The sequence below is a fragment of the Sphingomonas sp. CCH21-G11 genome (assembly GCF_001555965.1).
Lineage (GTDB): Bacteria > Pseudomonadota > Alphaproteobacteria > Sphingomonadales > Sphingomonadaceae > Sphingomonas.
This window is the reverse complement of sequence record NZ_LSHX01000032.1, coordinates 1-26,523: the sequence shown is the minus strand read 5'-3', so window position 1 is coordinate 26,523 and position 26,523 is coordinate 1. Positions and strand designations below refer to the sequence as shown.

The 26,523-nt window shown below is 68.1% G+C and carries 28 protein-coding genes and 1 other RNA gene; 10 read left to right on the top strand and 19 right to left on the bottom strand.

The window, feature by feature from the left end; all coding sequences use genetic code 11:
• Position 1: 1 nt before the first annotated feature.
• Entirely contained in the window at positions 2 to 1,195 is a 1,194-nt protein-coding gene (locus AX676_RS08350; protein ID WP_082730875.1) for an efflux RND transporter periplasmic adaptor subunit, read from the bottom strand.
• A gap of 332 nt (positions 1,196 to 1,527) precedes the next feature.
• On the opposite strand from AX676_RS08350, the gene AX676_RS08345 reads away from it, so the two are divergent.
• The gene (locus AX676_RS08345) at positions 1,528 to 2,139 is read left to right on the top strand and encodes a CC0125/CC1285 family lipoprotein (RefSeq protein ID WP_066480050.1); all 612 of its coding nucleotides are present in this window, start codon (positions 1,528 to 1,530) and stop codon (positions 2,137 to 2,139) included.
• A 10-nt stretch (positions 2,140 to 2,149) separates the two neighbouring features.
• On the opposite strand, the gene AX676_RS08340 is transcribed toward AX676_RS08345, so the two are convergent.
• From AX676_RS08340 to AX676_RS08310, 7 genes are all read right to left on the bottom strand, one after another.
• A complete protein-coding gene (locus tag AX676_RS08340; protein WP_066480053.1) occupies positions 2,150 to 2,983 on the bottom strand; it encodes a CheR family methyltransferase in 834 nt (277 codons plus the stop codon).
• Positions 2,980 to 4,062: a chemotaxis-specific protein-glutamate methyltransferase CheB gene (cheB, locus tag AX676_RS08335; RefSeq protein WP_066480231.1), complete on the bottom strand. Its 1,083-nt coding sequence runs from the start codon at positions 4,060 to 4,062 to the stop codon at positions 2,980 to 2,982. Before cheB ends, AX676_RS08340 begins: the two co-directional genes overlap by 4 nt.
• A gap of 32 nt (positions 4,063 to 4,094) precedes the next feature.
• The gene (locus AX676_RS08330; protein ID WP_066480233.1) at positions 4,095 to 4,460 is read right to left on the bottom strand and encodes a response regulator; all 366 of its coding nucleotides are present in this window, start codon (positions 4,458 to 4,460) and stop codon (positions 4,095 to 4,097) included.
• 73 nt (positions 4,461 to 4,533) lie between these two features.
• Positions 4,534 to 4,959, bottom strand: a complete 426-nt coding sequence (locus AX676_RS08325) for a chemotaxis protein CheW (RefSeq protein ID WP_066480056.1) — start codon at positions 4,957 to 4,959, stop codon at positions 4,534 to 4,536.
• On the bottom strand, positions 4,956 to 7,277 hold the full coding sequence (locus AX676_RS08320; RefSeq protein ID WP_066544228.1) for a chemotaxis protein CheA: 2,322 nt from the start codon (positions 7,275 to 7,277) through the stop codon (positions 4,956 to 4,958). Before AX676_RS08320 ends, AX676_RS08325 begins: the two co-directional genes overlap by 4 nt.
• A 68-nt stretch (positions 7,278 to 7,345) precedes the next feature.
• On the bottom strand, positions 7,346 to 7,990 hold the full coding sequence (locus tag AX676_RS08315) for a histidine phosphotransferase family protein (RefSeq protein ID WP_066480063.1): 645 nt from the start codon (positions 7,988 to 7,990) through the stop codon (positions 7,346 to 7,348).
• Positions 7,991 to 8,073: 83 nt separating this feature from the next.
• On the bottom strand, positions 8,074 to 8,496 hold the full coding sequence (locus AX676_RS08310) for a Mov34/MPN/PAD-1 family protein (RefSeq protein WP_066480064.1): 423 nt from the start codon (positions 8,494 to 8,496) through the stop codon (positions 8,074 to 8,076).
• Between the two features lie 20 nt (positions 8,497 to 8,516).
• On the opposite strand from AX676_RS08310, the gene AX676_RS08305 reads away from it, so the two are divergent.
• From AX676_RS08305 to mtgA, 3 genes are all read left to right on the top strand, one after another.
• A complete protein-coding gene (locus AX676_RS08305) occupies positions 8,517 to 9,467 on the top strand; it encodes an RluA family pseudouridine synthase (RefSeq protein WP_066480065.1) in 951 nt (316 codons plus the stop codon).
• A gap of 44 nt (positions 9,468 to 9,511) precedes the next feature.
• Positions 9,512 to 10,417, top strand: a complete 906-nt coding sequence (rpoH, locus tag AX676_RS08300; RefSeq protein WP_066480235.1) for an RNA polymerase sigma factor RpoH — start codon at positions 9,512 to 9,514, stop codon at positions 10,415 to 10,417.
• 92 nt (positions 10,418 to 10,509) lie between these two features.
• Positions 10,510 to 11,226, top strand: a complete 717-nt coding sequence (gene mtgA / locus AX676_RS08295) for a monofunctional biosynthetic peptidoglycan transglycosylase (protein ID WP_066480237.1) — start codon at positions 10,510 to 10,512, stop codon at positions 11,224 to 11,226.
• A 768-nt stretch (positions 11,227 to 11,994) separates the two neighbouring features.
• Here mtgA and AX676_RS08290 read toward each other — a convergent pair.
• Positions 11,995 to 12,273, bottom strand: a complete 279-nt coding sequence (locus tag AX676_RS08290) for a hypothetical protein (RefSeq protein WP_066480067.1) — start codon at positions 12,271 to 12,273, stop codon at positions 11,995 to 11,997.
• A 190-nt stretch (positions 12,274 to 12,463) separates the two neighbouring features.
• Here AX676_RS08290 and AX676_RS08285 point away from each other — a divergent pair, with 190 nt between their 5' ends.
• The gene (locus tag AX676_RS08285) at positions 12,464 to 12,841 is read left to right on the top strand and encodes a VOC family protein (protein WP_066480069.1); all 378 of its coding nucleotides are present in this window, start codon (positions 12,464 to 12,466) and stop codon (positions 12,839 to 12,841) included.
• A complete protein-coding gene (locus AX676_RS08280; RefSeq protein ID WP_066480074.1) occupies positions 12,841 to 13,536 on the top strand; it encodes a helix-turn-helix transcriptional regulator in 696 nt (231 codons plus the stop codon). Before AX676_RS08285 ends, AX676_RS08280 begins: the two co-directional genes overlap by 1 nt.
• 102 nt (positions 13,537 to 13,638) lie before the next feature.
• Here the strand turns inward: AX676_RS08280 and AX676_RS08275 are convergent, their stop codons facing one another.
• From AX676_RS08275 to AX676_RS08245, 7 genes are all read right to left on the bottom strand, one after another.
• Positions 13,639 to 13,962: a YbaB/EbfC family nucleoid-associated protein gene (locus AX676_RS08275; protein WP_066480076.1), complete on the bottom strand. Its 324-nt coding sequence runs from the start codon at positions 13,960 to 13,962 to the stop codon at positions 13,639 to 13,641.
• 1 nt (position 13,963) lies between these two features.
• Entirely contained in the window at positions 13,964 to 15,595 is a 1,632-nt protein-coding gene (locus tag AX676_RS08270) for a DNA polymerase III subunit gamma/tau (protein ID WP_066480078.1), read from the bottom strand.
• 352 nt (positions 15,596 to 15,947) lie between these two features.
• Positions 15,948 to 16,045: signal recognition particle sRNA small type (gene ffs / locus AX676_RS08265), an RNA gene on the bottom strand.
• Positions 16,046 to 16,096: 51 nt separating this feature from the next.
• Positions 16,097 to 16,978: a class A beta-lactamase gene (gene bla, locus AX676_RS08260; RefSeq protein WP_082730874.1), complete on the bottom strand. Its 882-nt coding sequence runs from the start codon at positions 16,976 to 16,978 to the stop codon at positions 16,097 to 16,099.
• A gap of 3 nt (positions 16,979 to 16,981) precedes the next feature.
• Complete coding sequence (locus tag AX676_RS08255) at positions 16,982 to 17,317, bottom strand: 2Fe-2S iron-sulfur cluster-binding protein (protein WP_066480080.1); 336 nt, start codon at positions 17,315 to 17,317, stop codon at positions 16,982 to 16,984.
• Complete coding sequence (locus AX676_RS08250) at positions 17,314 to 18,399, bottom strand: cysteine desulfurase family protein (protein ID WP_066480081.1); 1,086 nt, start codon at positions 18,397 to 18,399, stop codon at positions 17,314 to 17,316. The genes AX676_RS08255 and AX676_RS08250 overlap by 4 nt, the downstream gene beginning before the upstream one ends.
• On the bottom strand, positions 18,396 to 19,499 hold the full coding sequence (locus AX676_RS08245; protein WP_156437736.1) for a cysteine desulfurase family protein: 1,104 nt from the start codon (positions 19,497 to 19,499) through the stop codon (positions 18,396 to 18,398). The genes AX676_RS08250 and AX676_RS08245 overlap by 4 nt, the downstream gene beginning before the upstream one ends.
• 105 nt (positions 19,500 to 19,604) lie before the next feature.
• Here AX676_RS08245 and AX676_RS08240 point away from each other — a divergent pair, with 105 nt between their 5' ends.
• Positions 19,605 to 20,261 (top strand): alpha/beta hydrolase, encoded by a 657-nt coding sequence (locus tag AX676_RS08240; protein ID WP_066480083.1) that lies wholly within the window; start codon positions 19,605 to 19,607, stop codon positions 20,259 to 20,261.
• A 110-nt stretch (positions 20,262 to 20,371) separates the two neighbouring features.
• On the opposite strand, the gene AX676_RS18050 is transcribed toward AX676_RS08240, so the two are convergent.
• Positions 20,372 to 20,545, bottom strand: a complete 174-nt coding sequence (locus tag AX676_RS18050; protein WP_197417173.1) for a hypothetical protein — start codon at positions 20,543 to 20,545, stop codon at positions 20,372 to 20,374.
• Positions 20,546 to 20,651: 106 nt separating this feature from the next.
• Here AX676_RS18050 and AX676_RS08235 point away from each other — a divergent pair, with 106 nt between their 5' ends.
• A complete protein-coding gene (locus AX676_RS08235; protein WP_066480085.1) occupies positions 20,652 to 21,356 on the top strand; it encodes a Crp/Fnr family transcriptional regulator in 705 nt (234 codons plus the stop codon).
• 54 nt (positions 21,357 to 21,410) lie between these two features.
• Here AX676_RS08235 and AX676_RS08230 read toward each other — a convergent pair whose 3' ends face one another.
• Positions 21,411 to 21,848 carry a hypothetical protein gene (locus tag AX676_RS08230; RefSeq protein WP_066480087.1) on the bottom strand — a complete coding sequence of 146 codons (438 nt, stop codon included), beginning with the start codon at positions 21,846 to 21,848 and terminating at the stop codon, positions 21,411 to 21,413.
• A gap of 62 nt (positions 21,849 to 21,910) precedes the next feature.
• The gene (locus AX676_RS08225; protein WP_066480089.1) at positions 21,911 to 22,903 is read right to left on the bottom strand and encodes a threonine ammonia-lyase; all 993 of its coding nucleotides are present in this window, start codon (positions 22,901 to 22,903) and stop codon (positions 21,911 to 21,913) included.
• A gap of 151 nt (positions 22,904 to 23,054) precedes the next feature.
• Here AX676_RS08225 and AX676_RS08220 point away from each other — a divergent pair, with 151 nt between their 5' ends.
• Together AX676_RS08220 and AX676_RS08215 are read left to right on the top strand one after the other, a co-directional pair.
• Complete coding sequence (locus AX676_RS08220; protein ID WP_066480091.1) at positions 23,055 to 24,296, top strand: decarboxylase; 1,242 nt, start codon at positions 23,055 to 23,057, stop codon at positions 24,294 to 24,296.
• 149 nt (positions 24,297 to 24,445) lie between these two features.
• Positions 24,446 to 25,507, top strand: coding sequence for a 1,9-bis(guanidino)-5-aza-nonane synthase (locus AX676_RS08215; protein WP_066480246.1), 1,062 nt, complete (start codon positions 24,446 to 24,448; stop codon positions 25,505 to 25,507).
• The last annotated feature ends 1,016 nt before the right edge of the window (positions 25,508 to 26,523 follow it).

The window sequence follows — 26,523 nt, the reverse complement described above, 5'->3', positions numbered from 1 at the left end:
ATCAGCCCTTGGTCTTGCCGGCGGCGGGGCGCGTGACCGGCTGCGGCGCGCTCGCCGGCACCGCCTTCACCGCCTGGCCCGGCTTCAGCCCGTTCGTCCCCTGCACGATCACGCGGTCGCCCGGTTCCAGCCCCTTGGTCACCACCCAGTTGGTCCCCATCGTCCGGTCGGCCGTCACCTTGCGCTCGGCGACCTTGCCGTCGCGCCCGACGACCAGCACCGTCGCCTGGCCGCGCGGATCGCGGGTCAGCCCCGACTGCGGCACCATGAACGCGCGGGTGTTGATCGCCTGGGCAAAGCTGGCGCGCACGAACATGCCGGGCAGCAGCAGCTGTTCGGGGTTGGGAAAGCGCGCCCGCAGCGTGACCGTACCGGTCGCGGGATCGACGATCACCTCGGAAAACTGGATAACCCCCGTCGGTCCATAGACGCTGCCGTCCTCGAGCGTCAGCTTGACCACCGCCTGGGTCGGCATCACCCCTTCGCGCGCCAGCGACCGCCGCAGCTCGAGCAGATCGGCGCTCGACTGCTGGATGTCGACGAAGATCGGATCGAGCTGCTCGATCACCGCGAGCGGCTGCGCCTGGTTGGCCGTGACCAGCGCGCCCTGGGTGAACAGCGACCGGCCGATCCGCCCGGTGATCGGGGCCGGCACGCGCGTGAAGCGCAGGTTGATGCGCGCGGTGTCGAGCTGCGCCCGGCCCTGCTGGACCGTCGCGGCCGCCTGGCGCGCGGCGGCAGCGGCGTCGGTATAGTCCTGGCGGCTCACCGCTTCCATATCGGCCAGCGGCTTCAGCCGCTCGGCGCGGATGCGTGTCGCCTCCGCATTGGCGCGCGCGATCGCGACATTTGCTTCCGCCTCGCTCACGCTGGCGCGATACAGGCTCGGATCGATCTGATAGAGCGGCTGGCCCGCGCGGACCAGGCCACCCTCGGTGAACAGCCGCCGCTCGATCACCCCCGAAATTTGCGGGCGCACCTCCGACATCGCGAACGGCGCGGTCCGTCCCGCGAGCTCGACCTCGATCGGCGCACTGACCGGCTGGACGGTGACATAGCCGACGGTCGGCGTGCGCTGCGCCCGCCCGCCCGCCTGCTCGCCTTCGGAAGCGCCGCAGGCCTGTAGGCTGACGATCAGGAGGATGGCAAGGCCGCGCCGCGCGCCGCGGCGGGTACCCGGAATGTTCAACCTCATCGCCTCGACTTTATCCGGCCGGCCCGGTTGCACCGCGTCGCGATCCCTGGTGTGTCGGACGTGGCCAAGCCCTGCCTCCGCAATGATGGAGAAGACGGAACGCCGGCGCGCTCCAGGATGCGCCTACGACCGGACAACGTCGCGGATGTCAATGCGGCCTTTTGTCGCAATGTGTAACGCCGTGGAAAATTTGTTGCCGGGTCGACGGAGCGGTCCCCGTCATGTCGCGTTCAGCAACAAGCAATGGATGTTCTGGTTCCATGTCGGCTTGTAACGTGGCAGCCGCACGATTCGCCGCATATTCGCCGGATCGGTTTGATTGGAGAACGAAAATGGTGGGATTGGTTGCACAACGGCGTCGGCTGCGGCCGGCCGTGGCGGCGGTACTGATGGCGGCGACGCTCGGTGCGTGTGCGACGCCGACCCCCTATCAGCCCGCATCGGGGCGCGGCTTCTCGCGCGCCGGCTATGCCGACGAGCAGATCGAGGACGCGCGCTTCCGCGTCAGCTTCAGCGGCAACAGCCTGACCTCGCGCGAGGTGGTCGAGCGGTATCTCCTCTACCGCGCGGCCCAGCTGACGCTGGAGCGCGGTTACGACCATTTCATCCTCGTCGACCGCGATACCGAACGCCAGACGCAGACCTACACGACCGGCAATTTCTTCGGTGGCTATGGCGGGTTCTACGGCGGCGGCTTGTGGGGCCCGAGCTGGCGTTACTTCGGCCGCGGCTATGGCTGGCGCTATTATGACCCGTTCTTCGCGGGCGGGTTCGGCGGCGGTTTCGGCCCCGGGTTCGACGTGCGCTCGGTCGACCGTTACGAAGCGATCGCGGAGATCGTCGTCGGGCGCGGGCCGAAGCCGGCCGACAATGTCCGAGCCTTCGATGCGCGACAGGTCGTCGAACGGCTCGGGTCGAAGATCCGCGTGCCCGAGCCGCGCTGAGGCATCCGGCTCAGCGGGAGAGTTCGTAGAGCCCGCGATAGGTGACGCTGGGCTGCAACAGGTCGGTCTGGCCGATCACGGTCTCGCCCGCGCCGAGCACGAGCAGCCCGCCGGGCCGCAGCGCACTCGCCAGGCTGGCGAGGACGCGCTGACGCACGGGTGCTGCGAAGTAGAGCAGCACGTTGCGGCACAGGATCAGGTCGAACCGGCCCGGCAGCGGGGGCTGATCGACCAGATTGTGTCGCCGGAAGCTGATCCGGCGCATCAGCTCGGGCTTCGCAACCCACTGGCCGTCGCGGTCGTCGAACCATGTCACCATGCGCCGCACGGGCAGCCCGCGCTGGATCTCGAACTGGCTGAACGTGCCGCGCCGCGCGCGTTCGATCGCCTGCGCCGAGATATCCGACGCCTGGATTTCCGGCGCGGCGGCCCCGCCCTTCGTCTCGGCTTCGGCGAACAGCATCGCCAGCGACAGCGGCTCCTGACCGGTCGAGCACCCCGCCGACCACACCCGCATCCGCCGGTCCGGTTCCTCGGCCTGCAGCCTGGCGACGACGTCGGCGATCATCTCCAGCACGTTGGCGTCGCGAAAGAATGATGTTTCCTGGTTGAGCAACGCGTCGACGATCGAATCGGACAGCCCCGGCGACGTGCCGTCCCCCAGCGCGCTGGCAAGCTGGTCGATGCTCGCCAGCCCCAGGTCGCGCAGCAGCGGCTTGAGCGCGGTTTCGATCCGCCACGACCGGCTGGAGTCGATGCGCTGGCCGGTCCGCTGTTCGAGCAGGCCAAGGATGATGCCGGTGGCGCGGGGGGATCCGATCGCGTTGGCGTGGCCCGTAATCATGCGGTTGCGCGCCCGCGCGCGACCAGCCGGCCGATCTCCGACGGGGGCAGGATGGTGCGCGCGACACCCGCCGCGACGACCGCGCCCGGCATGCCCCACACCACCGAACTGCGCTCGTCCTGTGCGACCACGTTCGCGCCCGTCGCGGCGAGCTGTTCCGCGCCGCGCACGCCGTCGCGACCCATGCCGCTCAGCACGATGCCGAGTGCCCGGTCGCCGTAAACGCGCGCCACCGACGCAAACATCGGGTCGACCGACGGCATGCAGCCCGACGACTGCCGTTCGTGGGTCAGGGTGACGCCGATTCCGCCGGCCACCTGCACGCATTCCATGTGCGCGTTGCCGGGCGCGACGATGACCCGGCCGGGCCGGATCAGCAGGCGTTCGGTCGCGACGTCGCACGGGCGCGCGGCCAGTACCGCGATCTGCGCCGCGAAATAGCTCATGAACGAATCCGGCAGATGCTGCGTGATCAGGATGGGGGTCTGCAGCCCCGCCGGCAGCTCGCGCAGCAGCTGGGTGAGCGCGTGGATGCCGCCCGTCGACGCCCCGATCGCCACGATGTCGAACGGACGCGAGCCGACCGGAACCGGCGTGACCGGGCGCTCATGCGCGAGCGTCGGTTGCTGGATGTCGCCCGCCGGGGCGACCAGCCGGGTCAGCTTTTCGTGCAGTGTCGCCGCAAAGCGCCCGGCCAGCGCCCCCGCCATCGGCTTTTCCAGTGTGTCCGCGGCACCCAGCGACAGCGCCTGGATGGTCGATGCCGCGCCCTCCTCGCAGATCGAGGAGACGACCAGGATGCGGGCGCCCGCGCCGATCAGCAGCATGTCGGGCAGCGCGGACAGGCCGTCCGTCCCCGGCATCTCGATGTCGAGCAGGATGATGTCGACGCGCTCGCGGCGCAGAAAGTCGATCGCCCGCGCCGCATTGTTGACCGCGTTCGCGACCATGAAACCGGGAATGGCGTCGACCATGCGCGAGATGACGGTGCGCGCGACGACCGAATCGTCGACGACCAGCACGCGCACGACCTTGGCGGCGGCGGCGCCCCTTCTGTCGATTTTTGCCTGGTGCGTCATCTCGCCCACCGCCGCTCTCCCCTGAACGGCGTTCAGGCCATGCCGACGATCTGAAGCTTGCTCTGCAGCGTTTCGCGATCGAACGGCTTCATCACATATTCGTCGGCGCCCGCCTCGATCGCGGCGCGGATGTAGGCGATGCCGTTCTCGGTCGTGCAGAAGACGATCTTGGGCTTTGCCGGCAGGCTGCTCTCGCCCAGCGCGCGCAGGAAATCCATGCCGCTCATCACGGGCATGTTCCAGTCGAGCAGCACCACGTCAGGCGCGTCGGCGATGCACGCGTCCAGCGCCTCGCGGCCGTCGCCGGCCTCGCGAACCTCGAAATCGAGGGTCTCGAGGATATGTCGCGCAACCTTGCGAATGACCTTTGAGTCGTCGACCACCAGACAGGTTTTCATGAACACGCTTTCATTTTGCACTCGAGGAGTAGGGTTTTGGCACAAGTCCGTAACCGTGGCGTTAATCCACAAATCATGCTGCGGCCGCGCTCTGCGGAATCAGTGCAGCAGCATCGATCACCAGGATGGGCTCGCCGTCGCGTTCGACGACGCCGCGCGCGGCCTCGCGCCACAGGGGCTCGAGCGGGATCGCCGGCGACAGGGGCAGCAGCGTCATCGCCACGATGTCGTCCAGCGCGTCGACCAGCAGCGCATAATGATGGCCGTCGATCCGCGTGATCACCGCGCGGCGCGGCGCGCCGTGCGCCGGCATGCCCAGCGCAGCCTTGGTGTCGATGACGGTGACGACCCGGCTGCGCAGCGCCGCCAGGCCGCGCACTTGCCGGCTGGCCAGCGGCACCGGCGTGACCGGCCCCAGATCGACGACCGAATCCACCTGGTCCGCGTCGATCGCGATTGCGCGGCCGTCGATGTGCGCGACCAGAAACAGCTTGTTCACCGGCGTCCCCCCGTTACCGCGCGCTGCAGGGCGTCGATCAGCGCCGCCCGGTCATAACGATAGATCTGCCCGGTTTCCGCGGCACCGCGATCGCTGGTCAGCCGCACCACCGGGGCGGGCGCGACGGTGTCGGGGGGCGGCGCGTCGAGCGTCAGCACGATCGCGGGCTGTTCCTCCGGGCCGAGGCGCTGGGTGACGCGGTAGCCATAACCCTCCAGCATCGGGCGCAGGAACGTGCCGATCCACCCGCTCGGGTCCGCCCCGATCAGACAGATGGGCGCGCGATCGCCCTCGATCGCCTCCGCGCCGTGATGCGTGAACAGCCAGTGCGGGTCGAGCAGCTCGACCGGGTCGTTGTCGACCAGTGCGACGCCGGCGACCATGCCCGGCGCGGCGGGCGGCGCGATGTCGCCGGCCAGGGTCACGATGTCGCCCGTTTCGGCGACGGCATAGCCGAGCTCGGACGCCTCGTCGCGCAGGCGCAGGACCAGGACTTCCTCGCCCGGCGGCGGCGGCGCCACTGCGGCGAGCGCCACGATTGATCCGTCAACGGCCAGGCGCAGCCGCCCCGCGCTGTGGCGGATCGCGCTCGCGTCGACCTTTTCGACGCGATCGACGATGGCGAGCGGCATGGCGCGCCGCACGCCGTCCAGATCCTCGAACAGCAGCACGCGGATGCCCTCGGCGGCCGCGGCCTCGGCATCGACCGCTTCGGCGTCGCGATCCACGACGGTCGCACCACTGATTCCCGCCGCGCGCGCGACGCCCGCGCAATCGAGCATCAGCATCGGGCGACCGCTGTCGGGCAGGGTCTGGCCGGCATAGATGCCGGTCGCCATCACCGCCGGAGCGGCGGGCTTGATCACCAGTTCCTCGTTGTCGAGCACCGAATCGACCGCGATCGCAAAGGAAATGCTGCCCAGATTGATGATCACCAGCATCATCTGGGCGTCCGCGCCCGTCCGTTCGGTCCCCAGCAGGCGCGCCAGGTCGACCAGCGGCAGGCGCCGGTCGCGCACCGTCGCCACGCTCGTGTCGCCGATCAGGTCGATGCGGATCGCGTCGCCCCGGTCGCGCACGATCTCCTCGATCGGCTGGCGCGGAATGGCCAGTTCCAGTCCACCCACCCCGACGACGATCGTCGGGATGATCGACAGCGTCAACGGGACGCGGATCGCGATCAGCAGGCCCTGGCCCGGCCGGTTCTGCAGGTCGATGCGCCCGCCGATCTGCTCGATCGACGCGCGGACCACGTCCATGCCGACGCCGCGCCCGGAAATCGCGGTCACCTCGTCCTTGCTCGACAATCCGGGTTCGAAGACCAGGTCGATCCGCGCGCGCGCGCTCAGTTCCATCAGCTCGCGCTCGCTGCGCGAGCCGTTCTTGACCAGCTTGCGGATCAGCCGGTCGGTATCGATGCCGCGCCCGTCATCGGCGATCTCGATGATGATCTGGTTGCCCGACTGGCGCGCCGCGACCGACAGGCGGCCGTTCTCGCGCTTGCCCGCGGCACGCCGCTCCTGCGGGCTCTCGATGCCGTGGTCGATCGCGTTGCGCACGATATGGACCAGCGGGTCGCGCATCACCTCGATCATCTCGCGGTCGAGTTCGACGTCGCTGCCGTCGAGGCTCAGCGTGACCGATTTGCCCAGCGTCGCGGCGGTGTCGCGCACCATGCGCGGCAATGCCGAGAACAGGGCGTCGATCTTCTGCATGCGGGTGCGCGTGACCGTGTCGCGCATCTCGGCGACGGTCGCGGACAGCCGCTCGAGCGAGGCGTCGAGCGCGGGGTCCGCATCGACGTCGCGCAGCCGCCGCGCCAGTTCGTTGCGCGCCAGCACCATGTCCGACATGCCGCTCATCATCCGGTCGAGCAGCTCGACGCCCAGCCGGACGCTGCGCGATGCCGCGCGCACCGCCGGGGCGGCGGTGGTGGCCGCCACCTCGTCGCTGCCCGCCGCCAGCGCGGCGATCAGCAGCTCCTCGCCCGAATCGGGCAGCGAAACGCCCTGGTCGATCGCCTCGACCAGCTCGGAAATGCGGTCGACGATCGCCAGCACCGCGTTGACCAGCGCGCGGTCGGGCTTGCGCTCGCCGCTGCGCACCTGCGCCAGCACATCCTCGGCGGCGTGGCTCAGCCGGGCGAGGCGCGGCAGGTCCAGGAAGCCGCAGCTCCCCTTGACGGTGTGGACGAAGTGAAAAATCGCGTCGAGCCGCGCGGTGTCGGACGGGTCCGCCTCCCACGCGACGATCTCGCCGGACAGCGCCTCCAGCGTCTCGCGGGTCTCGAGAATGAATTCCTGAAGAAGGTCGTCCATGGGTCCCCGGCGGCTGTCCTCGCGGTCTGCACGCCGGGACCTTGCGCCGGTCAGGGTTAAAGCGGAGTTTACCCGGCGCGGAAAGATGCGCCGAACAGAAGCACTTCGGCATCGGGCGGCGACACGCGCAGCATCCCGCCGCTCTGCACCACCAGCGCATGGACCAGCAGCGCCGCGGCCGCGCGCGGCGACACGCTGCTCTCCTCAATCTCGCCCTCCAGCGCCGCGCGCAGTTCAGGGTCGAGCACGATGCGCGGCCCGTCGGCGCGGATGACGATTTCGGTCACGCCGTCGACATTCTCCGCCCCGACATCCAGCTGCCCGCCGCGGATCAGCGCATCGCCGCCGATCAGCGCCAGGTTCAGCAGCACCTTGATCGCGGTCTTGGGCAGCACCGGTTCGTCGACCATCCAGCCCAGCACCAGCCGCTTGTTGTCGCCGAACAGCCCCTGCAACGCGGCGTGCGCCTCGCGCGTGTCGATCGTCTCGCCGAAACCGCCCGCGCCGCCGAATGCCAGGCGAAAGAATTTGAGCTTGCTCGCCGACGCCCGCGCGCTGTCGGCCAGCAGTTCCAGGCAGCGCGCCCGCATCTCGGGATCATGCTCGTCGGCGAGCAGCTCCAGCCCGTTGTTGAGCGCACCGACCGGGCTCAGCAGGTCGTGGCACAGGCGCGAGCACAGCATGCTGGCGAAATCGGTCGGGCTGATGTTCAATCAATTCACTCCGGATGAGGCGTCGGCACAGGGCGGACGCCGCGGTCGTGCGCCTTTTGGAGCAGCCGCGACGGGCGCGCAAGCTATGCGGCCTGCGGGTCAGTGCGCAGCGCCACCGGCTCGAAGCGGCCGTGCACCGGCCCGTCGCGCACCGCGCGCCACAATGCCGGGGCATGGTCGGGCGGCCCGCCCAGGATCAGCCACAGCCGGCCATCGGGTTGCGCCATCGCCGCGTCGGTCGCCGACGGCCGGTTGTCGCCGCGCGGATGCGAATGGAACCAGCCGACCACCTCCGGACCGCCCGCCCGCGCATCGCGATGCGCCGCGATCAGCATCGCGGGGTCGATCTCGAACCGCGCGGCGGGGTCGTCGGCGACGTTGCGCGCGACCACCGCCTCGGTGACATGGTCGTCACGCCCGAGCAGCAGCCCGCAGATCTCGACCTGCGGATCGGCGCGCGCCGCGCGGGCGACATGGTCGATCACCCGTGTTGAAAAAACCGCCATTGCGCCCATCTAGATGAAAAATGGATTCAGGGATTTCTACCATCGAAGCACGGATCGACGCGGCGGCCAATGGCTGGCGGCTCGACCGGGCATTGGCGGACGCCGTCCCCACCCTTTCGCGCGAGCGGCTGAAGACGCTGATCGCCGCCGGTCGCGTCGTCGATGCCCATGGGACGCCCGCGCGCGACCCGGCGCGCAAGGCGGTGGCCGGCGCGCTGTTCCGGGTCGAGGTGCCGGCACCGACGCCCGCGCACAATGTGGCGCAGGCGATCGACCTGAATGTGGTGTTCGAGGACGAGCATCTGATCGTCATCGACAAGCCGGCCGGGCTGGTCGTTCATCCTGCCGCGGGCAACCTCGACGGCACCCTGGTCAACGCGCTGCTTCACCACTGCGCGGGGCAATTGTCGGGCATCGGCGGCGTCGCGCGCCCCGGCATCGTCCATCGGATCGACAAGGACACGTCGGGCCTGATGGTCGCGGCCAAGCATGATCGCGCGCATGAGGGGCTGGCCCGCCAGTTCAAGGCGCACAGCATCGACCGCCGTTACAAGGCGATCGCCGCCGGGCGGGTCATGCCGGCCAGCGGCACGATCGACGCGCCGCTCGCCCGGTCGCCGCACGACCGCAAGAAGGTCGCGATCGTGTCGGGCGGCAAGCGCGCCGTCACCCATTACCGGCTGCTCCGGCCGCTGCGCGACGCCAGCTTCGTCGAATGCCGGCTGGAAACCGGCCGCACGCATCAGGTGCGCGTCCACATGGCATCGATCGGCCACCCGCTGCTGGGGGATCCGGTCTATGCGCGAAATCGGGGAAACCAGCGCGGATTGCTCGAAACGCTGGGTTTCCGTCGCCAGGCCTTGCACGCAGCGCGGCTGGGGTTCATCCACCCCCTGACAAGTAACGCTTTGGCGTTCGATAGCGAACTGCCTGCTGACATGCAGGAACTGTTCGATAAGCTTCTCGTATGAATATGCGGGGCCGCACACGCGGTTCCGGGAAGGGAGACACGATCATGGCAACCGGCAGCAACGTCCCCGCGACGATCCCCGCGCTCGGCGGCGAGGCGAGCCTCAACCGCTATCTGGCCGAGATCAAGAAATTCCCGATCCTGGCGCCCGAGCAGGAATATATGCTCGCCAAGCGTTTTCAGGAGCATGGCGATCCGGAGGCCGCGGCCCAGCTCGTCACCTCGCACCTGCGCCTCGTGGCCAAGATCGCGATGGGTTATCGCGGCTATGGCCTGCCGGTCAGCGAGCTGATTTCCGAAGGGAATATCGGTCTGATGCAGGGCGTGAAGAAGTTCGAGCCCGATCGCGGCTTCCGCCTCGCCACCTATGCGATGTGGTGGATCCGCGCGAGCATCCAGGAATTCATCCTGCGCTCGTGGAGCCTGGTGAAGATGGGCACCACCGCCGCCCAGAAGAAGCTGTTCTTCAACCTGCGCCGCATGAAGGCCAAGCTCGACGCGTTCGAGGACGGCGACCTGACGCCCGAACACCTCGCCAAGATCGCCAAGGATCTGGGGGTGACCGAAGAAGAGGTCACCAGCATGAACCGGCGCATGTCGATGGGCGGCGACACGTCGTTAAACGTGCCGATGCGCGACGATTCGGAAAGCCAGTGGCAGGACTGGCTGGCCGACGATGCGCCGCTTCAGGACGAACGCGTCGCCGACGCGCAGGAGGCCGATGTCCGCCACGACATGCTGGTCGAGGCGATGGAGAATTTGAACGAGCGCGAACGCTACATCCTGACCGAGCGCCGGCTGACCGACGATCCCAAGACGCTCGAGGAATTGAGCCAGGTCTACGGCGTGTCGCGTGAGCGCGTCCGCCAGATCGAGGTGCGCGCGTTCGAGAAGCTGCAAAAGGCGATGATGCGGCTGGCGGGCGAGAAGCGGTTGCTGACCGCCGGCTGATCGGGCATCACCACGCCGCGATGACGGATCGGGGCGGATCGGGCGCGGGGGCGGTCCCCTTGCGCGAACTGGACATGGACGGAGTCGCCGCCATGCGTGCAGCGCGTCGGGCAAAACGGCCGCGCCGCTCGATCGGGCGGCGCATCGCCGGCTGGCTCGGCCGGCTGGTCTTCGGCTTCGTCCTGGTGTCGGTGCTGCTCGTCCTGCTCTATCGCTTCGTGCCGCCGCCGATCACGCTGACGATGCTCAGCGACGTGATCGCGGGGCATGGCGCGACCAAGAACTGGGTCGCGCTCGACCGCATCGACCCCGACATGCCGCGCGCGGTGATCGCGGGCGAAGATGCCAATTTCTGCGCGCATGGCGGCTTCGATTACAAGGCGATCGCCGCCGCCGCGCTGCGCAATGCCAAGGGCGGTCGCATCCGCGGCGGATCGACGATCAGCCAGCAGACCGCGAAGAACGTGTTCCTGTGGCAGAATGGCGGCTTCTTCCGCAAAGGGCTGGAGGCCTGGTTCACCCTGCTGATCGAGGGCGTCTGGGGCAAGCGCCGGATCATGGAAGTCTATCTGAACGTGGCGGAGACCGGCATCGGCACCTATGGCGTCGACGCGGGCGCACGCCGCTATTTCAAGCACGGCGCGACCAGCCTCACCAAACGCGAAGCCGCCCAGATCGCCGCCGTCCTGCCGCTCCCCAAGAAGCGCGCCGGCATCTCGCCCCGCGGCTTCACCCGCCGCTACGGCAACTCGATCGCCGCACGGATGAACGTCGTGCGCGACGACGGGCTGGATGGGTGTTTGAGGTAGGGTTTGGCGGCGATCCAACCATCTCGATCTGGCCGTTTCCTTTGCATGAACGTAGCGATGGCCGTTGAGTCGCTAGCGGCTACCTACGACAGTGGGGATAGCTAGATACCTATTCAGATCGGCACAGGTTTTTTCAACCGAATCGCGATCTAAATTGGGAACTTCCTCAGTCTCTGCAAACGACATTCCCCACATTTGCTCGGATCGGGAGCGAACAAGAACATAGAGACGTTTTGACTCGTCAACCGGGCTATTGGCGCAGATCTCGGCTGGATCACCAACTTGGAGTTCGTCCCATGTCCACGCAACCCGATAAACTCGTCCGTTTTCCGCCCGTAAGGTGCCCTTGGCTCTCATGTGCATGACCGGCACATAACCGCTGACCTCGGTTAACTCGCAAGAACGACCTTGGCGGGACACCTTTCCCCAAACATATTCCCTTCTGACGTTCTGACACGCCTTCGGCCAAGCACTCGTCGCCCAATCATGCCACGTTCCAGAAGTCTGATTCTCCGGTTCAACCGGCGGGTCAGCTCCATAATCCCACTCGTGCTGCGCGCCCTCCGTAAAAGAGCATCCGCATGCCAACCCTGCGACGGCGCACATCATTGGAAGGAGCCATGATCTCACGGATGGGAATAGTAGCTACATAGCGAACAACCGCAATGGCGTCCCGAGCAGGCAGGCAAGGTTTGCAAGGCTATTGACGGCGTACCTATTGGCGTGTCCGTTTGCATTTTCAGGCTACGGTCACCCGCTCGCGCAACGTCACTCGCCCGACAGCTTGTCGCCCGCCTTCTCTGCCGCGTCGCCGACCTTCTGCGCGCCTTCGCCGACCGCTTGTGCCGCCTCGGTCACCGCACGGGTCTCGACCGCTTCATTATTCTCGCGCAGCACCAGGAAATAGGCGAGCAGTACGACGCCGATCAGCAGCGCCAGCCCGATCAGCACCGATCCGAAGCCGCTGCTGCGGCGCTCGATGATCGTGGTGTGCGGCTGGGTGCCCGGCGCGGTGGTGCTGACCGTATCAATCTGTTCCGTGCTCATCGTGGCAAACTCCCTCAAACCTGTTCCGCTGCTTTAACGAAAGCACAGGTTAGGGGTTCCGCCCCCGCAATGGCGCGACCGCACGGGTGAGCAGATCCAACGTCCGGCCGGCGTCGAGGAGACTGCTGACAGAACGCTGTCAGGACCGCTGTGGCAAGACCCGATCGCCAACATGAAAGGAAACGGACCCATGCCCGATGCCACGCCCGTCGCGATCGTCTTCACCGAGATTCCGGTTGCGGACGCACAAAGAGCCTGCAACTTCTATCAGACCCTGTTCGGTGCCCCGCTCATCCATGACGACCAAGGCCCCAACCCCGTCTGGATGTTCCCGCATGGCGCGGAAGGTCACCCCGTCGGCCATCTCTATCCCGGCACCCCTGCGCAGCATGGCGCGGGGATGACCGCGCACTTCGCCGTCACCGATGATCTGAGCGACGCGATGGACCGCGTCCGGCGCGGCGGCGGCGAGGTGGTGTCGGAGGTGATCGACATCCCGAGCGGCGCGTTCTTCTACGCGATCGACAGCGAGGGCAACAGCCTGGGGCTGTTCCGGTACAAGCGCTGATGCGACGCGCCGACCGCCTGTTTCAGATCGTCCAGTATCTGCGCGGCGGTCGGCTCGTCACCGCGGCGACGCTCGCCGACCGGCTCGAAGTGTCCGAACGGACGATCTATCGCGACGTCGCCGACCTGAAGAGCACCGGGGTCCCGATCGATGGCGAGCCCGGTGTCGGCTATATCCTGCGCAGCGGCTACGACCTGCCGCCGCTGATGTTCTCGCGCGACGAGGTGGCGGCGCTCGTCGCCGGCATCCGGATGGTCCGGTCCTGGGGCGGCATCGACATGGCGCGCGCCGCGACCGAGGCCCTGGTGAAGATCGAACTTGTCATGCCCGAGGCAGATCGCAGCCGCGTCGCACGGACCAGCGTCTTCGCGCCGCCCATGGGTCTGGCCCAGGATGTGCGCGACCTGATCGATCTGATCCAGCGCGCGATCGACACGCTCGACATCCTGCGTTTCGACTATCGCGACCGCAATGAGGTGGCGACGTCGCGGCGCGTCCATCCGCTCGGGCTGTGGTTCTGGGGCAAGGTCTGGACGATGGTCGGCTGGTGCGAGACACGCGCCGATTTCCGCATGTTCCGCATCGATCGCATGACCGCGCTGGCCTGCACCGGCGAACGCTTCACACCCGCCGCCGAACGGTCGCTGGCCGAATGCCTCCGCCAGATCGAGGGGCAGTACGGCCCCCAGCACTGAGCCGAGTAGGCAACGACGGTTCGGAACCGCGGTCGATCAATCCGGCTCATCCCTTCCCTTCAGGGGAGGGGCTTGAAAGGACCGGCTTGATCGAAAACCGTCTCAGAACGGCAGCTTGAACCCCGGCGGCAGCGGCAGGCCGCTGGTCATCTTCGACATTTCGGTGGCGGATGCCGCATCGGCCTTGGCGCGCGCGTCGTTGAACGCGGCGGCGATCAGATCCTCGACCATGTTCTTTTCCGACGGCTGCAACAGCGACTCGTCGATGTCGACGCCGATCACCCGGCCCTTGGCGCTGGCGCGCACCTTGACCATGCCGCCGCCCGCGACCCCCTCGACCTCGATCGTGTCCAGATTGGCCTGCGCCTTCTGCAGCTCGTTCTGGACATTCTGCGCCATCGCCATGATTTCATCGAGATTCTTCATCTCAGCCACTCCGTTTGGTGTTGGTCCAGCCGATCAGTTCGGCATCCGGAAATGCTTCAAACGCGGCGGCGACCACGGGGGATGCCAGCACCGCCGCCTTTTCGTCGACCTGACGCCGCTCCTCCAGCTCGCGCAGCGTCGCGCTGCCCTCCTCGCGCCCGACCGTGATCGTCCACGCCGTCCCGGTCAGCTCGCGCAGCGCGGCCGCCAGGTCGCGGCTGAACTCGGCCGGCAAGGGCCGGGCGCCGCTGATCTCCAGCGCGGGCGGCGCGCAGCGGATCGGCCGCACCAGGTTGCGCACCTGCGCCTCCAGATGATGGCGATTGTGCCGCCCCAGCAGCTCGGCGATTTCTACAACCGACTGGGGCAGGGCCGCTGCCGGGGCCGGCTCGGGACTCGCCGCCACGGGTGCCGGGGCGGACACCGCTACCGGCCCGCCGGCCGCCAACTGACGTGCCAGCTCGCCCGGATCGGGCAAAGATGCGGCATGGATGACGCGCAGCAGCGCCATCTCGCACGCCTCGATCGGCATGGCGGCGTGCGCCACCTCGTCATGGCCGCGCAGCAACAGCTGCCACAGCCGGTGCAGCGCCGGAAAGGACAGCTTCTCCGCCCAGCCCTCGAACGCCGCGCGCTCCTCGCGCGACACGCCCGCGCCCAGGTCCGCGCCGATCCGGGTCAGCGTGACCGCGTGCACCGTCTCCAGCAGCGTGCGCAGCACCGCGACCGGGTCGACGCCCAGATCATATTGATCGCGCAGGCCCGCCAGCGCACCCGCCGCATCGCCGGTGATGACGCGTTCGAACAGCGTCCGGATCGCGCCGCGATCGGACAGGCCCAGCATCGCGCGCACCGCGTCGGCGCGCACGCCGCTGCCGTCCATGTCGGCGTGCGCGATCGCCTGGTCCAGGATCGACAGCCCGTCGCGCGCTGACCCCTCCGCCGCGCGCGCGATCAGCGCGAGTGCCTCGGGCTCGGCCTCGAACCCCTCGGCGCGCGCGATCTCGGTGAAATGCGCGGCCAGCAATTCGGCCGGGATGCGGCGCAGGTCGAACCGCTGGCATCGCGACAGCACCGTCACCGGGACCTTGTTCACCTCGGTCGTCGCGAACAGAAACTTCACATGCGCCGGCGGCTCTTCCAGAGTCTTCAGGATCGCGTTGAACGCTTCCTTGGTGAACATGTGAACTTCGTCGATGATGTGAATCTTGTACCGCGCGCTGACAGCAGCATAGCGCACCCCCTCCACAATCTCGCGCACGTCGTCGATGCCGCGATTGCTCGCGGCGTCCATCTCGATCACGTCGATATGGCGCCCCTCGGCGATGGCGCGGCACGGCTCGCACACCCCGCACGGATCGATCGTCGGCCCGCCCTGCCCGTCCGGCCCGATGCAGTTCAGCGCCTTGGCGATCAGCCGCGCGGTCGATGTCTTGCCGACCCCGCGCACCCCGGTCAGCAGGAAGGCGTGCGCCAGCCGGTCGCGCTTGATCGCGTTGGCCAGCGTCGTGACCATCGCGTCCTGGCCGATCAGCGCGCTGAACGTCTGCGGCCGGTATTTGCGCGCGAGCACGCGATAGGCCTCGGCCTTTTTGGGCTGGGGCGGCTCGCCCAGATCGAATCCGTCTTCCATGGCCCTTCCGTCCTAGCCGGTCGCAGCGAGCGTGTCGAAGGGGACCGCCCATTGTTGATCGCAGGGATCTGACGGGCCACTCAAACCGATTACCGCCACGTGCTCGTCGTCACCCCGGCCTTGTGCCGGGGTCCACCACGCCGCCTGGCCCTGCGACCGAAAACCCCTGCGTGCGCCGGGCCGCATCCCGCGCCCGGAAGCACCCGGCACGCAAGTCGAACCCACCCGACCCCAACCGTCACCCCGGCCTTGCGCCGGGGTCCCGCTGCCTGTTCCGGCGCGACGAAGCGAAAACCGGGCGCAAGGCCGGGGCGACGCCGAGATAGCGGTTTGGGAGGCGATGAAATGAAGCGGAGGTGGGAGCCGGAACGACCCGGGACGAAATCGTTACGGCTGCTTCCTTCCGGACCTGACCGGGTTGGCGACGATCCCGTCCGCCCGACTCCCGCGCGCCATATGGGCCAAGCCGCCCCGCGACGCAAGGTTCGCGCGGACGGCGGCTCACCCGCGCCCGAACACGTCGCCCACCAGCCCGCCGATCCGCGCCATCGCCGCGTCGGCGCGTTCCGCCGCGAGCCCCGGCGCGTCGATATAGACCGCGATCAGGATCGGCTTGCGCCCGCCCGGCGGCCAGGTGATGGCGATGTCGTTATACTGGCCCGCGCCGCTCGTCCCGGTCTTGTCACCCGTCCGCCAGCCCTTGGGCAATCCGGCGCGCAGCCGCTTCGCGCCGGTCTGGCTCGCCACCATCCACTCGATCAGCCGCCCGCGCGATACCGGCTGGAGCGCCTCGCCGATCAACAGCCGCTCCATCAGCATCGTCATCGCCAGCGGCGTGGTGGTGTCGCGCGGGTCCTCGCGGCGAAAGATGTTGAGCGTCGGCTCGTCGCGGTCGAGCCGGCTCAGCCGGTCGCCATGCGCGCGGAAAAAGCGCGTCAGCCCCGCCGGCCCGCCGATCTGGGGCAGCAACAGGTTGGCCGCGCTGTTGTCGCTCAGCACGACCGCCGCCTCGCACAGCTCGAGCACGCTCATCTGCCCCGCCGCCAGGTTGGCGCGCACCGCCGGCGCGTAATCGAGCAGGTCGGCCTCCGAATAGCGGATCATCCGATTAAGCGGCAGCTGGCTCATGTCCGCGCGCGCCAGGATCGCGGCGGCCAGCGGCAGCTTGAAGGTCGAACACAGCGGATAGCGCGTGTCCGGGTCGATCCCCAGCCGCCAGCCGCGCCCGGTGTCGAACACCGATACGCCCAGCCGCCCGCCGATCTCCGCCGTAATGTCGCCCAGCATGTCGCGCGCCTGCGCGTGCAGCGCGCGCGGCAGCAGCATCGCGGCACCCGCACCGATTCCGGCGGCGACGACCGCGCGGCGTGAAACCTCCGCCATGCCCTAGCGCCCCTGCATGTTGCGGTGCGCGGGCGGCATCCGCACCGTCATCCCGTCCATCGTCGCGTCGAGCATAATCTGGCACGCCAGCCGGCTGTGCCGCGTCGCGCCGACCGCCAGGTCGAGCATGTCCTCCTCTTCCTCGCGCGCGGGCGGCAGGCGGTCGAAATCCTCCGCCGCGATCAGCACGTGGCACGTCGAACAGGCCATCTGGCCCTCGCATGTCCCCTCCAGCGGCTGGCCGTCGGCCTGGGCCACGTCGAGCAGCACCGCGCCCGGCTCGGCGCTGACCTCGCGCACCGCGCCGCCGTCGGCGCTGACAAAGCGCACGCGGATCATGCCGCCACCCGCTGGGCGCGCGCGGCGCTGTCGATCCGGTCGATCGCGGCCATCATTTCCTCCTCCGTCGTGTATCGGCCAAAGCCCAGGCGGATCGACGCGCGTGCCTCGCCTTCGCTCAGCCCGATCGCGCGCAGCACATGGCTCGCCCGGCCCGATCCGCTGGCGCACGCCGACCCGGCCGAAAACGCGATGTCGCGCAGCTCGCTCATCAGCCGCGCGACGTCGAGCCCCGCGCGCCGCAGATTGAGGTTCCCGCGATAACGATGGTCGCGTGACCCGTTGAGCACCCATTCCGGCCCCAGCCGCGCCAGCGCCATCTCCGCCAGCCGCGCGACATGCGCCGCGTCCGCGTCCATCTGCGTGCGCGCCAGCCGTGCCGCCGCGCCGAACCCCGCGCACAATGCCGGCGACAAGGTGCCCGACCGTCCGGCCTTTTCCTGCCCGCCGCCATGCATTAGCGGCGCGAGCTCCACGCCGTCGCGCACCCACAGCGCGCCGATGCCCTTCGGCCCATGAATCTTGTGCGCCGAAATCGCGATCAGGTCGGGCCCCTCCGGCACCGCAATCCGGCCAAAGCCCTGCACCGCGTCGCACAGGAACAGCGCGCCCGCGTCATGCGCGATTCCCGCCAGCTCGGCGATCGGCTGGATCGTGCCGATCTCGTTGTTGACCAGCATCGCGGCAACCAGGGCGGTGCCCGGCTCGATCATCGCGCGCGCGAGCTTCAGGTCGATGCGCCCGTCCGCGCCGACGCCCAGGACCGTCGTGCCCGCGCCGGCCGCGTGCACCGTGTCCAGCACCGCGGCATGCTCGCTCGCCCAGGTGACGACGCCCCCCGGCCCGACCCCCTTGATCGCCCAGTTGAGCGCCTCGGTCGCGCCGCTGGTGAAGCTCACCGTGCCGCCCGGCGGCAACAGCGCGGCGATGTCGGCGCGCGCCGCCTCGACCGCCGCCTTCGCCGCCCGGCCGGGTGCGTGCGCGGAATGCGGGTTGGCGTGCTGCTGCGCGAGCCACGGCAGCATCGCCGCCAGCGCCTCGGGCGCGAGCGGTGTCGTCGCCTGATAGTCGAGATAGGTCACGCGATCATCTCGCCCGCGGTCGGGCCGTGCGCGATCTCCTCGGCGATCGTCATCCACGTCGCGACCAGCGCATCGACATCCTCGGCGGTCGTCGACCGGCCGAAGCTGATCCGGATCACCTCGTCCGCCAGGTCGGCGTCGATGCCCATATGCGCCAGCACATGGCTGGGCCGCATGCTGCCTGACGAGCACGCGCTGCCCGCCGACACCGCAAACCCCGCCACGTCGAATCGGATCAGCTGCACCGCCGCCTTCGCCCCCGGCATCCGGTACGCGCCGACCAGCGGGCTGCGCCGCGCTTCCTCGGCGATCACCTCGCCGCCCGCCTCGACAATCGCGTCCTCCATCCGCTCGCGCAGCTCGGCCAGCGTGTCGAGGTCCTCCGGCGCCTCCAGCGCCGCCGCGAACCCCACCGCGCCCGGCACATTCTCGGTTCCCCCGCGATAGCCGCGCTCCTGCCCGCCGCTCGGCAGCAGCTGCGCCAGGTCGCGCACCAGCAGCGCGCCGACCCCGGGCGGCCCGCCGCGCTTGTGCGCCGACACCGCGATCAGGTCGGCATGGTCCTGCGGCCGGTCGCCGTCGTCCCAATGCGCCGGCATCTGCGCCGCATCGACGAACAGGACGCCGCCCGCCGCCTTCACGCGCTCGGCGATCGCCGCGATCGGCTGCAACACCCCGGTCTCGCTGTTGCCCCATTGCACGCACACCAGCGCCGGCGCGGTGGCGCGCGCCAGTTCCTCGGTCAGCACGTCCAGGTCGATCTCGCCATCGGGGTCGACGCGCAGCCGCACCGCATCGCCCGCGACGCGCAGCACCGCGTCATGCTCGGTCGCGCCGACCATCCGGCTGGCGACCTGTGCCCGGCCGATACCGATCGCGATCGCCTCGGTCGCGCCGCTGGTGAAGATCACCTCGCCCGGCCAGCCATAGCCGCGCGCGATCGCAACCCGTGCCGCCTCGATCGCGGCGCGCGCGGCGCGGCCTTCGCCATGGGGAGAGGACGGGTTGGCCCAGTCGCCGATCGCGGCGATCACCGCGTCGCGCGCCGCCGGCACCATTGGCGTGGTCGCCGCATGATCGAAATATCGACGATCGCTCAACTTCGGCTCCAATGATTGCGCGGCTGCGCCTGGCGTCTATATAGCCGTGCAATCCATCCGCGCCAGCGCGGTTCCCGCTTGCAAGACAGGTCAGCGTCCAGCCCCATGCCCGAAGTCATTTTCCCCGGTCCCGAAGGTCGTCTCGAGGGCCGTTTCGCGCCCGCCCCGCGTCCGCGCGCGCCCGTCGCGATGATCCTGCACCCGCATCCCCAGTCGGGGGGCACGATGAACAACCGCATCGTCCAGGATCTCTACAAGACGTTCCAGCGCCGCGGTTTCGCCACGCTGCGCTTCAACTTCCGCGGCGTCGGCAAGAGCCAGGGCGTGTTCGACAACGGCATCGGCGAGCTGTCGGACGCCGCCGCCGCGCTCGACTGGGTGCAGAGCTTTCACCCGGAGGCGCAGACCACCTGGGTCGCGGGCTTCAGCTTCGGCGCATGGATCGGCATGCAGCTGCTGATGCGCCGGCCCGAAATCCGCGGCTTCATCTCGATCGCGCCGCCGGCCAACATGTACGACTTCACCTTCCTCGCGCCCTGCCCCAGCTCGGGCATCATCATCCAGGGCGACGCCGACGAAGTCGTGACGCCCAGCGCGACGCAGAAGCTGGTCGACAAGCTGCGCACGCAAAAGCACATCACCATCCACCACGACACCATCCCCGGCGCCAACCATTTCTTTGAACATGAAATGGATCAGCTGATGGGCAGCGTGGACAAATATCTCGACATGCGGCTGGATCCGAACTCGCCGATTCGTTGATCGTCGCAGCGGATTAGCAGAAGCTAATCCGCATCTCGGCGACGATCACGGCCGGCGGCGCAACGCGCCGACCGACGGCACGGGCTTCGCCCGTGCCGGTGCCCGCCTCGTCACACCGTCCAGATCAGCACATTGCCCAGCATCACCGCCGCCGCCGCAAGCATCAGCCCGCCCTTGCGCCAGTCGCCGCGCCGGATCAGCACCACCGCACCGATCGTCAGCGCAAAGACGGCGATCATCATCACCGCCAGCGCGGCGGATGCGACAGCGGGCAACTCGTTCATCGCGCGTCGTTCCTGTCGATTGCTTGGCGTCGGGCTCACGACTAGCCGAGCCCGCCCCGCTTGCGAAGCCATTGCCGCATCGACCGGCCAGTCCTAACACCCCCGCATGGCCGAACACGACCCGTTGCACTGCGCCGAATGCCCGGTCCGCGACATCGCGGTCTGCGCGGGGATGGGCGAAGCGGAGCGCCGCGACCTGGCGCGGCTGGGCCGGCGGCGGCGCTTTGCGCGCGGGCGGACGATATTCGCGGCCGGGGATGACAGCATCGCCTGCGCGACATTGGTCAGCGGCACGCTCAAGCTCGCGCGCATCGACGCGCAGGGGACCGAACGGATGCTCGGGCTGGTCTATCCCGCCGGCTTCCTCGCCCGGCTGTTCGCGCCGACGCTCGACAGCAGCGCCATCGCGCTGACCGATGTCGAACTCTGCCTGTTCGCGCGCAGCGATGTCGAGCGCGAAATGCACGCGCATTCCGGGTTTATGGCGCGCGTGCTCGCCGCGACGACCGATCAGCTGGCCCAGTCGCACGCGCTGATCGAGCTGATCGGGCGCAACGATGCGCGCGCACGGCTGGCGGGACTGCTGTGCCTGCTCGTCGATCAGCATTGCGACGGTCCGGCAGATAACGGCCTGCGGCTCGAACTGCCGCTCGGGCGTGGCGACATTGCCGCACTGCTCGGCACCACGATCGAGACGATCAGCCGCCAGATCGGCGCGCTCGAAGCCGAAGGCATCGTCCGCCGTGACGGTTTGCGGCACCTGGTCATTTGCGATGTCGGCATGTTGCACCGGGCGGCTGGCCTGGGTTGATGGCCAGCCGCCCGGCGTCGCATGCAGCGCGGGTTGCTGCACGCCGTCCCGTTTTTACAACGTCGCCACGATCACCGCGACGGCGACGCCCCAACCGACCATCAACAGCAACAGGGTGAAAATCTGCGCCAGCGCCGCGCCGGCGGTCGCGTGGCCGCTGCCGGTCATCACGCCTTCGCGCATGAAATCGTGCCAGCCCTGCGGCGTGCCCGGTTTGTCGCCGGTGACGCGCGCCCAGCAGATCGGCAGCGCGAAGAACATCACCAGGAACACGCCGAAAATGGCGAACGGGATCACCAGCTCCGGCCCCATGAAGGTCGCGCCCATGATGCCGAGATAGGCCGCAAAGCATCCGAAGATGCCGGCAAAGATCGCCGGGTGCAGGTCAAAGCTGCGCTGTGCCCGATCGGGGACCGGCGGCACCTGCGGCTGGGGCGGCGCGACGATCAGGTCGGCCTGGGCAAAGACGGCTTTGGGATGGTGCTGGGTCATGGGACGCCTCCTCTTGTTGGAAGCGGCCTAGCGTCGGCGCGGCCGTACCGCTTTGACGACCGTCAAATCGTCTCGTGCGCGCGCTGCATGATTTCGCCCGCCAGCACCCCGGCATAGGCATCGGGATCGACGTTGCCGCCCGACAGGATCACCAGCATCCCCGGCTCGACCGGGACCTGTCCGCCGAGCAGCGCGGCGAGCGCGACCGCGCCACCCGGCTCGACCACCAGCCGCAGGTGGCGCGCTGCCCAACGTTGCGCTTCGCGGACCTGCATTTCGCTGACGGCGACGCCGGTCGCGCCGCGCCGGGCCAGCACCTCGAACGTCAGCGGGCTGACTTCCTTGGTCTGGAGCGAATCGCACGCGGTCGGCGGGGCATCCGCCCCGACCGGCTCGATCCAGCCCGCGTCGAGCGAACGGCGCATGTCGTCCCATCCTTCGGGCTCGACCACGGTCACCCGCGCGTCGGGCAGCGCGAGCGCCAGCCCGGCCGCCAGCCCGCCGCCGCCGCATGGCGTGACGACATGCGCGGGCAGGCCCAGGCCCATCGCGCGCATCTGTTCCGCCGCCTCGATCCCCGCGCTGCCCTGTCCCTCGATCACCCACGGATCGTCGAAGCTCGGCACCAGCACCGCACCGCGCGAATGGGCCAGGTGCGCGGCGATCTTCTCGCGGCTTTCGGTCGCGCGATCGTAATCGACCACTTCGGCCCCCATCGCCAGCGTCGACTCGCGCTTCACGCGCGGCGCATCGGCGGGCATCACGATCACAGCCGGCATGCCCAGCCGGCGCGCGGCCCAGGCGACGCCCTGGGCATGATTGCCCGAGGAGAAGGCGACGACCCCGCGGGCGCGCTGCGCGGGTTCGATCGCGGTCAGCCGGTGCCATGCGCCGCGCAGCTTGAACGCCCCCATCGGCTGCAGCGATTCGGCCTTGAACGTGACGGCCACGCCCTTGATTTCATGGACGAAGATCGGGGTCGGCGGGACCACCGCCGCCAGCTTGGCCGCCGCGTCGCGGACCCCTGCGCGGGTGGGCTGTCGCAAAGTCGTCACAAATGATCCTCGGCTGGCGTTCCGGGGTCCAAAAACGCTTTACACACCCCCGGGTCAACCCTATGTGGCGCTTCCGCTGCCCCATGGGACTTCCAACCGCAAGGCAGCTTTTTGTCACCGTATGCCGAAAGGCAATTGGAGGTCCCTTGAATTGGCCAAGCACCATAGCGCGCTGGGGTTAGCGATTCCCCATTCGATTGCCGTTCGCGGCATCGACATCGCAAATCGTGCACCGGTTCAGCCGGTCACGCTTGTTCGCCCGCACGCCGCCCGTCGTGCGGCCCGTTACTTCGTCGAGAAGTTTCCGGGCCGATCGATGTATGCGGTGAAGGCGAACCCGTCGCCCGACCTGATCCGCATCCTGTTCGATGCCGGCATCACCCATTTCGACGTCGCGTCGATCGGTGAGGTGCGTCTGGTCGCGGGCGTCGCGCCCGAGGCGACCCTGTGCTTCATGCACCCGGTCAAGGCGCCCGAGGCGATTCGCGAAGCCTATTTCACGCATGGCGTGCGCGTCTTCTCGCTCGATTCGATCGAGGAGCTGGACAAGATCGTCCGCGCGACCACCGATGAAGCCGGCCACGTCGCGACCGACCTCACGCTGTGCGTCCGGCTGCGCGTGTCGTCCGACCATTCGAAGCTCAGCCTCGCGTCGAAGTTCGGCGTCGGCCAGGGCGACACCCGCGTGCTGCTGATGGCCGCGCGCCAGGCGGCGGACGCGCTCGGCATCTGCTTCCATGTCGGCAGCCAGGCGATGAGCCCGGAGGCCTATGCCAACGCGATGGAGCGTGTGCGCATCGCGATCGTCGATGCCGGCGTCACCGTCGACGTGGTCGATGTCGGCGGGGGCTTCCCGTCGAGCTATCCGGGCATGGAGCCGCCGCCGCTCGACCGCTATTTCGCGACCATCCACCGCGCCTTTGAAAGCCTGCCGATCAGCTACTCGGCGGAATTGTGGGCGGAACCGGGCCGTGCGCTGTGCGCCGAATACAGCTCGATCGTCGTGCGCGTCGAACAGCGCCGCGGGGACGAGCTCTACATCAACGACGGCGCCTATGGCGCGTTGTTCGATGCGGCGCATCTCGGCTGGCGCTTCCCCGTTCGTCTGCTGCGCGAGCCGGATTCGAATGCGCGCGACATGGCGTTCAGCTTCTACGGGCCCACCTGTGACGATCTCGATCACATGACGGGTCCGTTCATGCTGCCCGCCGACGTGCGCGCCGGCGACTATCTGGAGGTCGGCATGCTCGGCGCGTATGGCGCGGCGATGCGCACCGCGTTCAACGGCTTCGGTGCCGGCGACACGGTGGTCGTCGACGACGAGCCGATGACCAGCCTTTACGTCGAGGATGAAGCCGCGCCGATGGTGGCGTCGAACGTCTTCAGCCTGTAACGCGGATCCATCAACGTCGCCCCGGCGAAGGCCGGGGCCGTTAGCCATTCCTGGATTGCCAGCCGATCCGGGACCGTTGGCGATCGCTGTGCCACGAACTTAGCAGCCCCGGCCTGCGCCGGGGCGACGCTGTTTGATAGGGAATGACCATGACCGACACCCTCACCGCCCCCGTCAACGACCAGCGCAAGGCCGAACTGCTTTCGCATCAGGTCGAGCATGTCGACATCCGCAGCTTCGACGCGCGCCCGATCATCGAATCGATGGGCAAGATGAGCTTCACCAGCCGCGACTTGGCGCGCGCGACCGGCATCTACAACATGATGCTCGAGGATCCCGACTGCACCATCTTCCTGGTCATCGCCGGCTCGACCAGTGCGGGCGGCTGCATGGACCTCTATGCCGAACTGGTGCGCTCCAACATGGTCGACGCGGTGGTCGCGACCGGGGCCAGCATCGTCGACATGGATTTCTTCGAAGGGCTCGGCCACAAGCATTATCAGGCGCGCGAGATCCCCGACGACAACACGCTGCGCTCGCTCTACATCGACCGCATCTACGACACCTATATCGACGAAGAGCAGCTCCAGGACTGCGATCACACCATCGGTCGCATCGCCGACAGCCTGGAGCCGCGCGGCTATTCCAGCCGCGAGTTCATCGCCGCGATGGGCAAGTACCTGGTCGAGCACGGCAAGAAGGACAACAGCCTGGTCAAGCTCGCTTATGAGCATGACGTGCCGATCTTCTGCCCGGCGTTCGTCGACTCCTCCGCCGGCTTCGGCCTGGTCAAGCACCAGGTCGAGCGGATGAAGGAAGGCAAGCCCTACATGATGCTCGACGCGATCGCCGACTTCCGCGAGCTGACCGACATCAAGATCGCGGCCGGCGCATCGGGCCTGCTGATGATCGGCGGCGGCGTGCCCAAGAACTTCATCCAGGACACCGTCGTCTGCGCCGAGATCCTGGGTCACGACGATGTCGAGATGCACAAATACGCCGTGCAGATCACGGTCGCCGACGTCCGCGACGGCGCGTGCTCGTCCTCGACGCTTCAGGAAGCGGCGAGCTGGGGCAAGGTCCAGACCGTGCACGAGCAGATGGTGTTTGCCGAAGCCGGCAGCGTCATGCCGCTCCTCGCCAGCGACGCCTGGCACCGCGGCGCGTGGAAGAACCGCCCCAAGCGCGGCTGGGCCAAACTGTTCGCCTGACCACGCGACGCTCAAGCCCCTCCCGTTCAGGGGAGGGGCTGGGGTGGGGCCTGTCCGGATCGACGAACCCCACAGGACATACATCCGACGATTCTGAACCGATCAAGCGCCCTCTGCGGCCCGGCAGCCTTGCTCGAAAAGCCAGAATACCAGGCAAACCCAGCAAATTTGAAGACAAAATGCCTTCCAACCAACGCTCAAGCAGCCCGTAAGCTTGCAGAGTTCGCGTATAACATAAAAGGGCAGACTTCTTAGTTTAGCCTATATCGGCCCGGGCACCGTTATATCAGGCATGCAGTCGACAGCGATAGATCGTATCTATCAAAACGCAAGGGCAGTACTTAACTCCCCTTGCAGTCAATACGACCTGTACAACGAACTACAGGAACGCCAGGATCATAGTCGGGTGACGGCTCGCTTCCGCCATTATCTTGTGGATACCACTCGATATACTTCGCGAACTCGCCTCCGAAGCAATATTCGTACGAAATGTATCCCAAGAGAAAATAGCCTCCGTCGTTACAAACCGACTCGGCATAGGCAGCTGCATTTGCTCCCGCATCTTGAGCAAAAGCAGGGATGGGAGCGCTTAAAGCCAAACCAGATAAAATTAGCGATGTGAGCCTCATATCCACCTCCTTTTTGATGCAAGATCATTCTCGTTCCTTAATGTTCACGTCAAGGCGCATCCGGATAAAACAATCTTGTTTTTTGCGCCCTGCATCGAAACTCGACGAACCCCACGGAAATCAGCGCAAACCGTCACCCCGGCCTCGTGCCGGGGTCCACGGCGCAGCAGTCACAGCGCCATCATTGGCGCACGCCCCCATCGCGTCACCCCGGGCTTGACCCGGGGTCCCGCTGGTTCTCGCGCCGGAACAGGCAGCGAGGCCCCGGGTCAAGCCCCGGGGCGACGGCAAACATGTTATCGGTGTCCGCTCATCCTGAGTGGCAACTGAGCTTGGCGAAGCCTGTCCTGAGCCCCTCCCCCGGCAGGCAGTCGAAGGGGCGGGTAT

Coding starts and splice junctions, on each gene's coding strand:
- AX676_RS08285 (WP_066480069.1), top strand. CDS start 12,464: ATGCCCGATGCCACGCCCGTCGCGATCGTCTTCACCGAGATTCCGGTT.
- AX676_RS08345 (WP_066480050.1), top strand. CDS start 1,528: ATGGTGGGATTGGTTGCACAACGGCGTCGGCTGCGGCCGGCCGTGGCG.
- AX676_RS08255 (WP_066480080.1), bottom strand. CDS start 17,317: ATGATCCGCGTGCGCTTTGTCAGCGCCGACGGCGGCGCGGTGCGCGAG.
- AX676_RS08330 (WP_066480233.1), bottom strand. CDS start 4,460: ATGAAAACCTGTCTGGTGGTCGACGACTCAAAGGTCATTCGCAAGGTT.
- rpoH (WP_066480235.1), top strand. CDS start 9,512: ATGGCAACCGGCAGCAACGTCCCCGCGACGATCCCCGCGCTCGGCGGC.
- AX676_RS08280 (WP_066480074.1), top strand. CDS start 12,841: ATGCGACGCGCCGACCGCCTGTTTCAGATCGTCCAGTATCTGCGCGGC.
- AX676_RS08230 (WP_066480087.1), bottom strand. CDS start 21,848: ATGACCCAGCACCATCCCAAAGCCGTCTTTGCCCAGGCCGACCTGATC.
- AX676_RS18050 (WP_197417173.1), bottom strand. CDS start 20,545: ATGAACGAGTTGCCCGCTGTCGCATCCGCCGCGCTGGCGGTGATGATG.
- AX676_RS08340 (WP_066480053.1), bottom strand. CDS start 2,983: ATGATTACGGGCCACGCCAACGCGATCGGATCCCCCCGCGCCACCGGC.
- AX676_RS08305 (WP_066480065.1), top strand. CDS start 8,517: ATGGATTCAGGGATTTCTACCATCGAAGCACGGATCGACGCGGCGGCC.
- AX676_RS08290 (WP_066480067.1), bottom strand. CDS start 12,273: ATGAGCACGGAACAGATTGATACGGTCAGCACCACCGCGCCGGGCACC.
- bla (WP_082730874.1), bottom strand. CDS start 16,978: ATGGCGGAGGTTTCACGCCGCGCGGTCGTCGCCGCCGGAATCGGTGCG.
- AX676_RS08320 (WP_066544228.1), bottom strand. CDS start 7,277: ATGGACGACCTTCTTCAGGAATTCATTCTCGAGACCCGCGAGACGCTG.
- cheB (WP_066480231.1), bottom strand. CDS start 4,062: ATGACGCACCAGGCAAAAATCGACAGAAGGGGCGCCGCCGCCGCCAAG.
- AX676_RS08235 (WP_066480085.1), top strand. CDS start 20,652: ATGGCCGAACACGACCCGTTGCACTGCGCCGAATGCCCGGTCCGCGAC.
- AX676_RS08215 (WP_066480246.1), top strand. CDS start 24,446: ATGACCGACACCCTCACCGCCCCCGTCAACGACCAGCGCAAGGCCGAA.
- AX676_RS08350 (WP_082730875.1), bottom strand. CDS start 1,195: ATGAGGTTGAACATTCCGGGTACCCGCCGCGGCGCGCGGCGCGGCCTT.
- AX676_RS08270 (WP_066480078.1), bottom strand. CDS start 15,595: ATGGAAGACGGATTCGATCTGGGCGAGCCGCCCCAGCCCAAAAAGGCC.
- mtgA (WP_066480237.1), top strand. CDS start 10,510: ATGCGTGCAGCGCGTCGGGCAAAACGGCCGCGCCGCTCGATCGGGCGG.
- AX676_RS08275 (WP_066480076.1), bottom strand. CDS start 13,962: ATGAAGAATCTCGATGAAATCATGGCGATGGCGCAGAATGTCCAGAAC.
- AX676_RS08310 (WP_066480064.1), bottom strand. CDS start 8,496: ATGGCGGTTTTTTCAACACGGGTGATCGACCATGTCGCCCGCGCGGCG.
- AX676_RS08240 (WP_066480083.1), top strand. CDS start 19,605: ATGCCCGAAGTCATTTTCCCCGGTCCCGAAGGTCGTCTCGAGGGCCGT.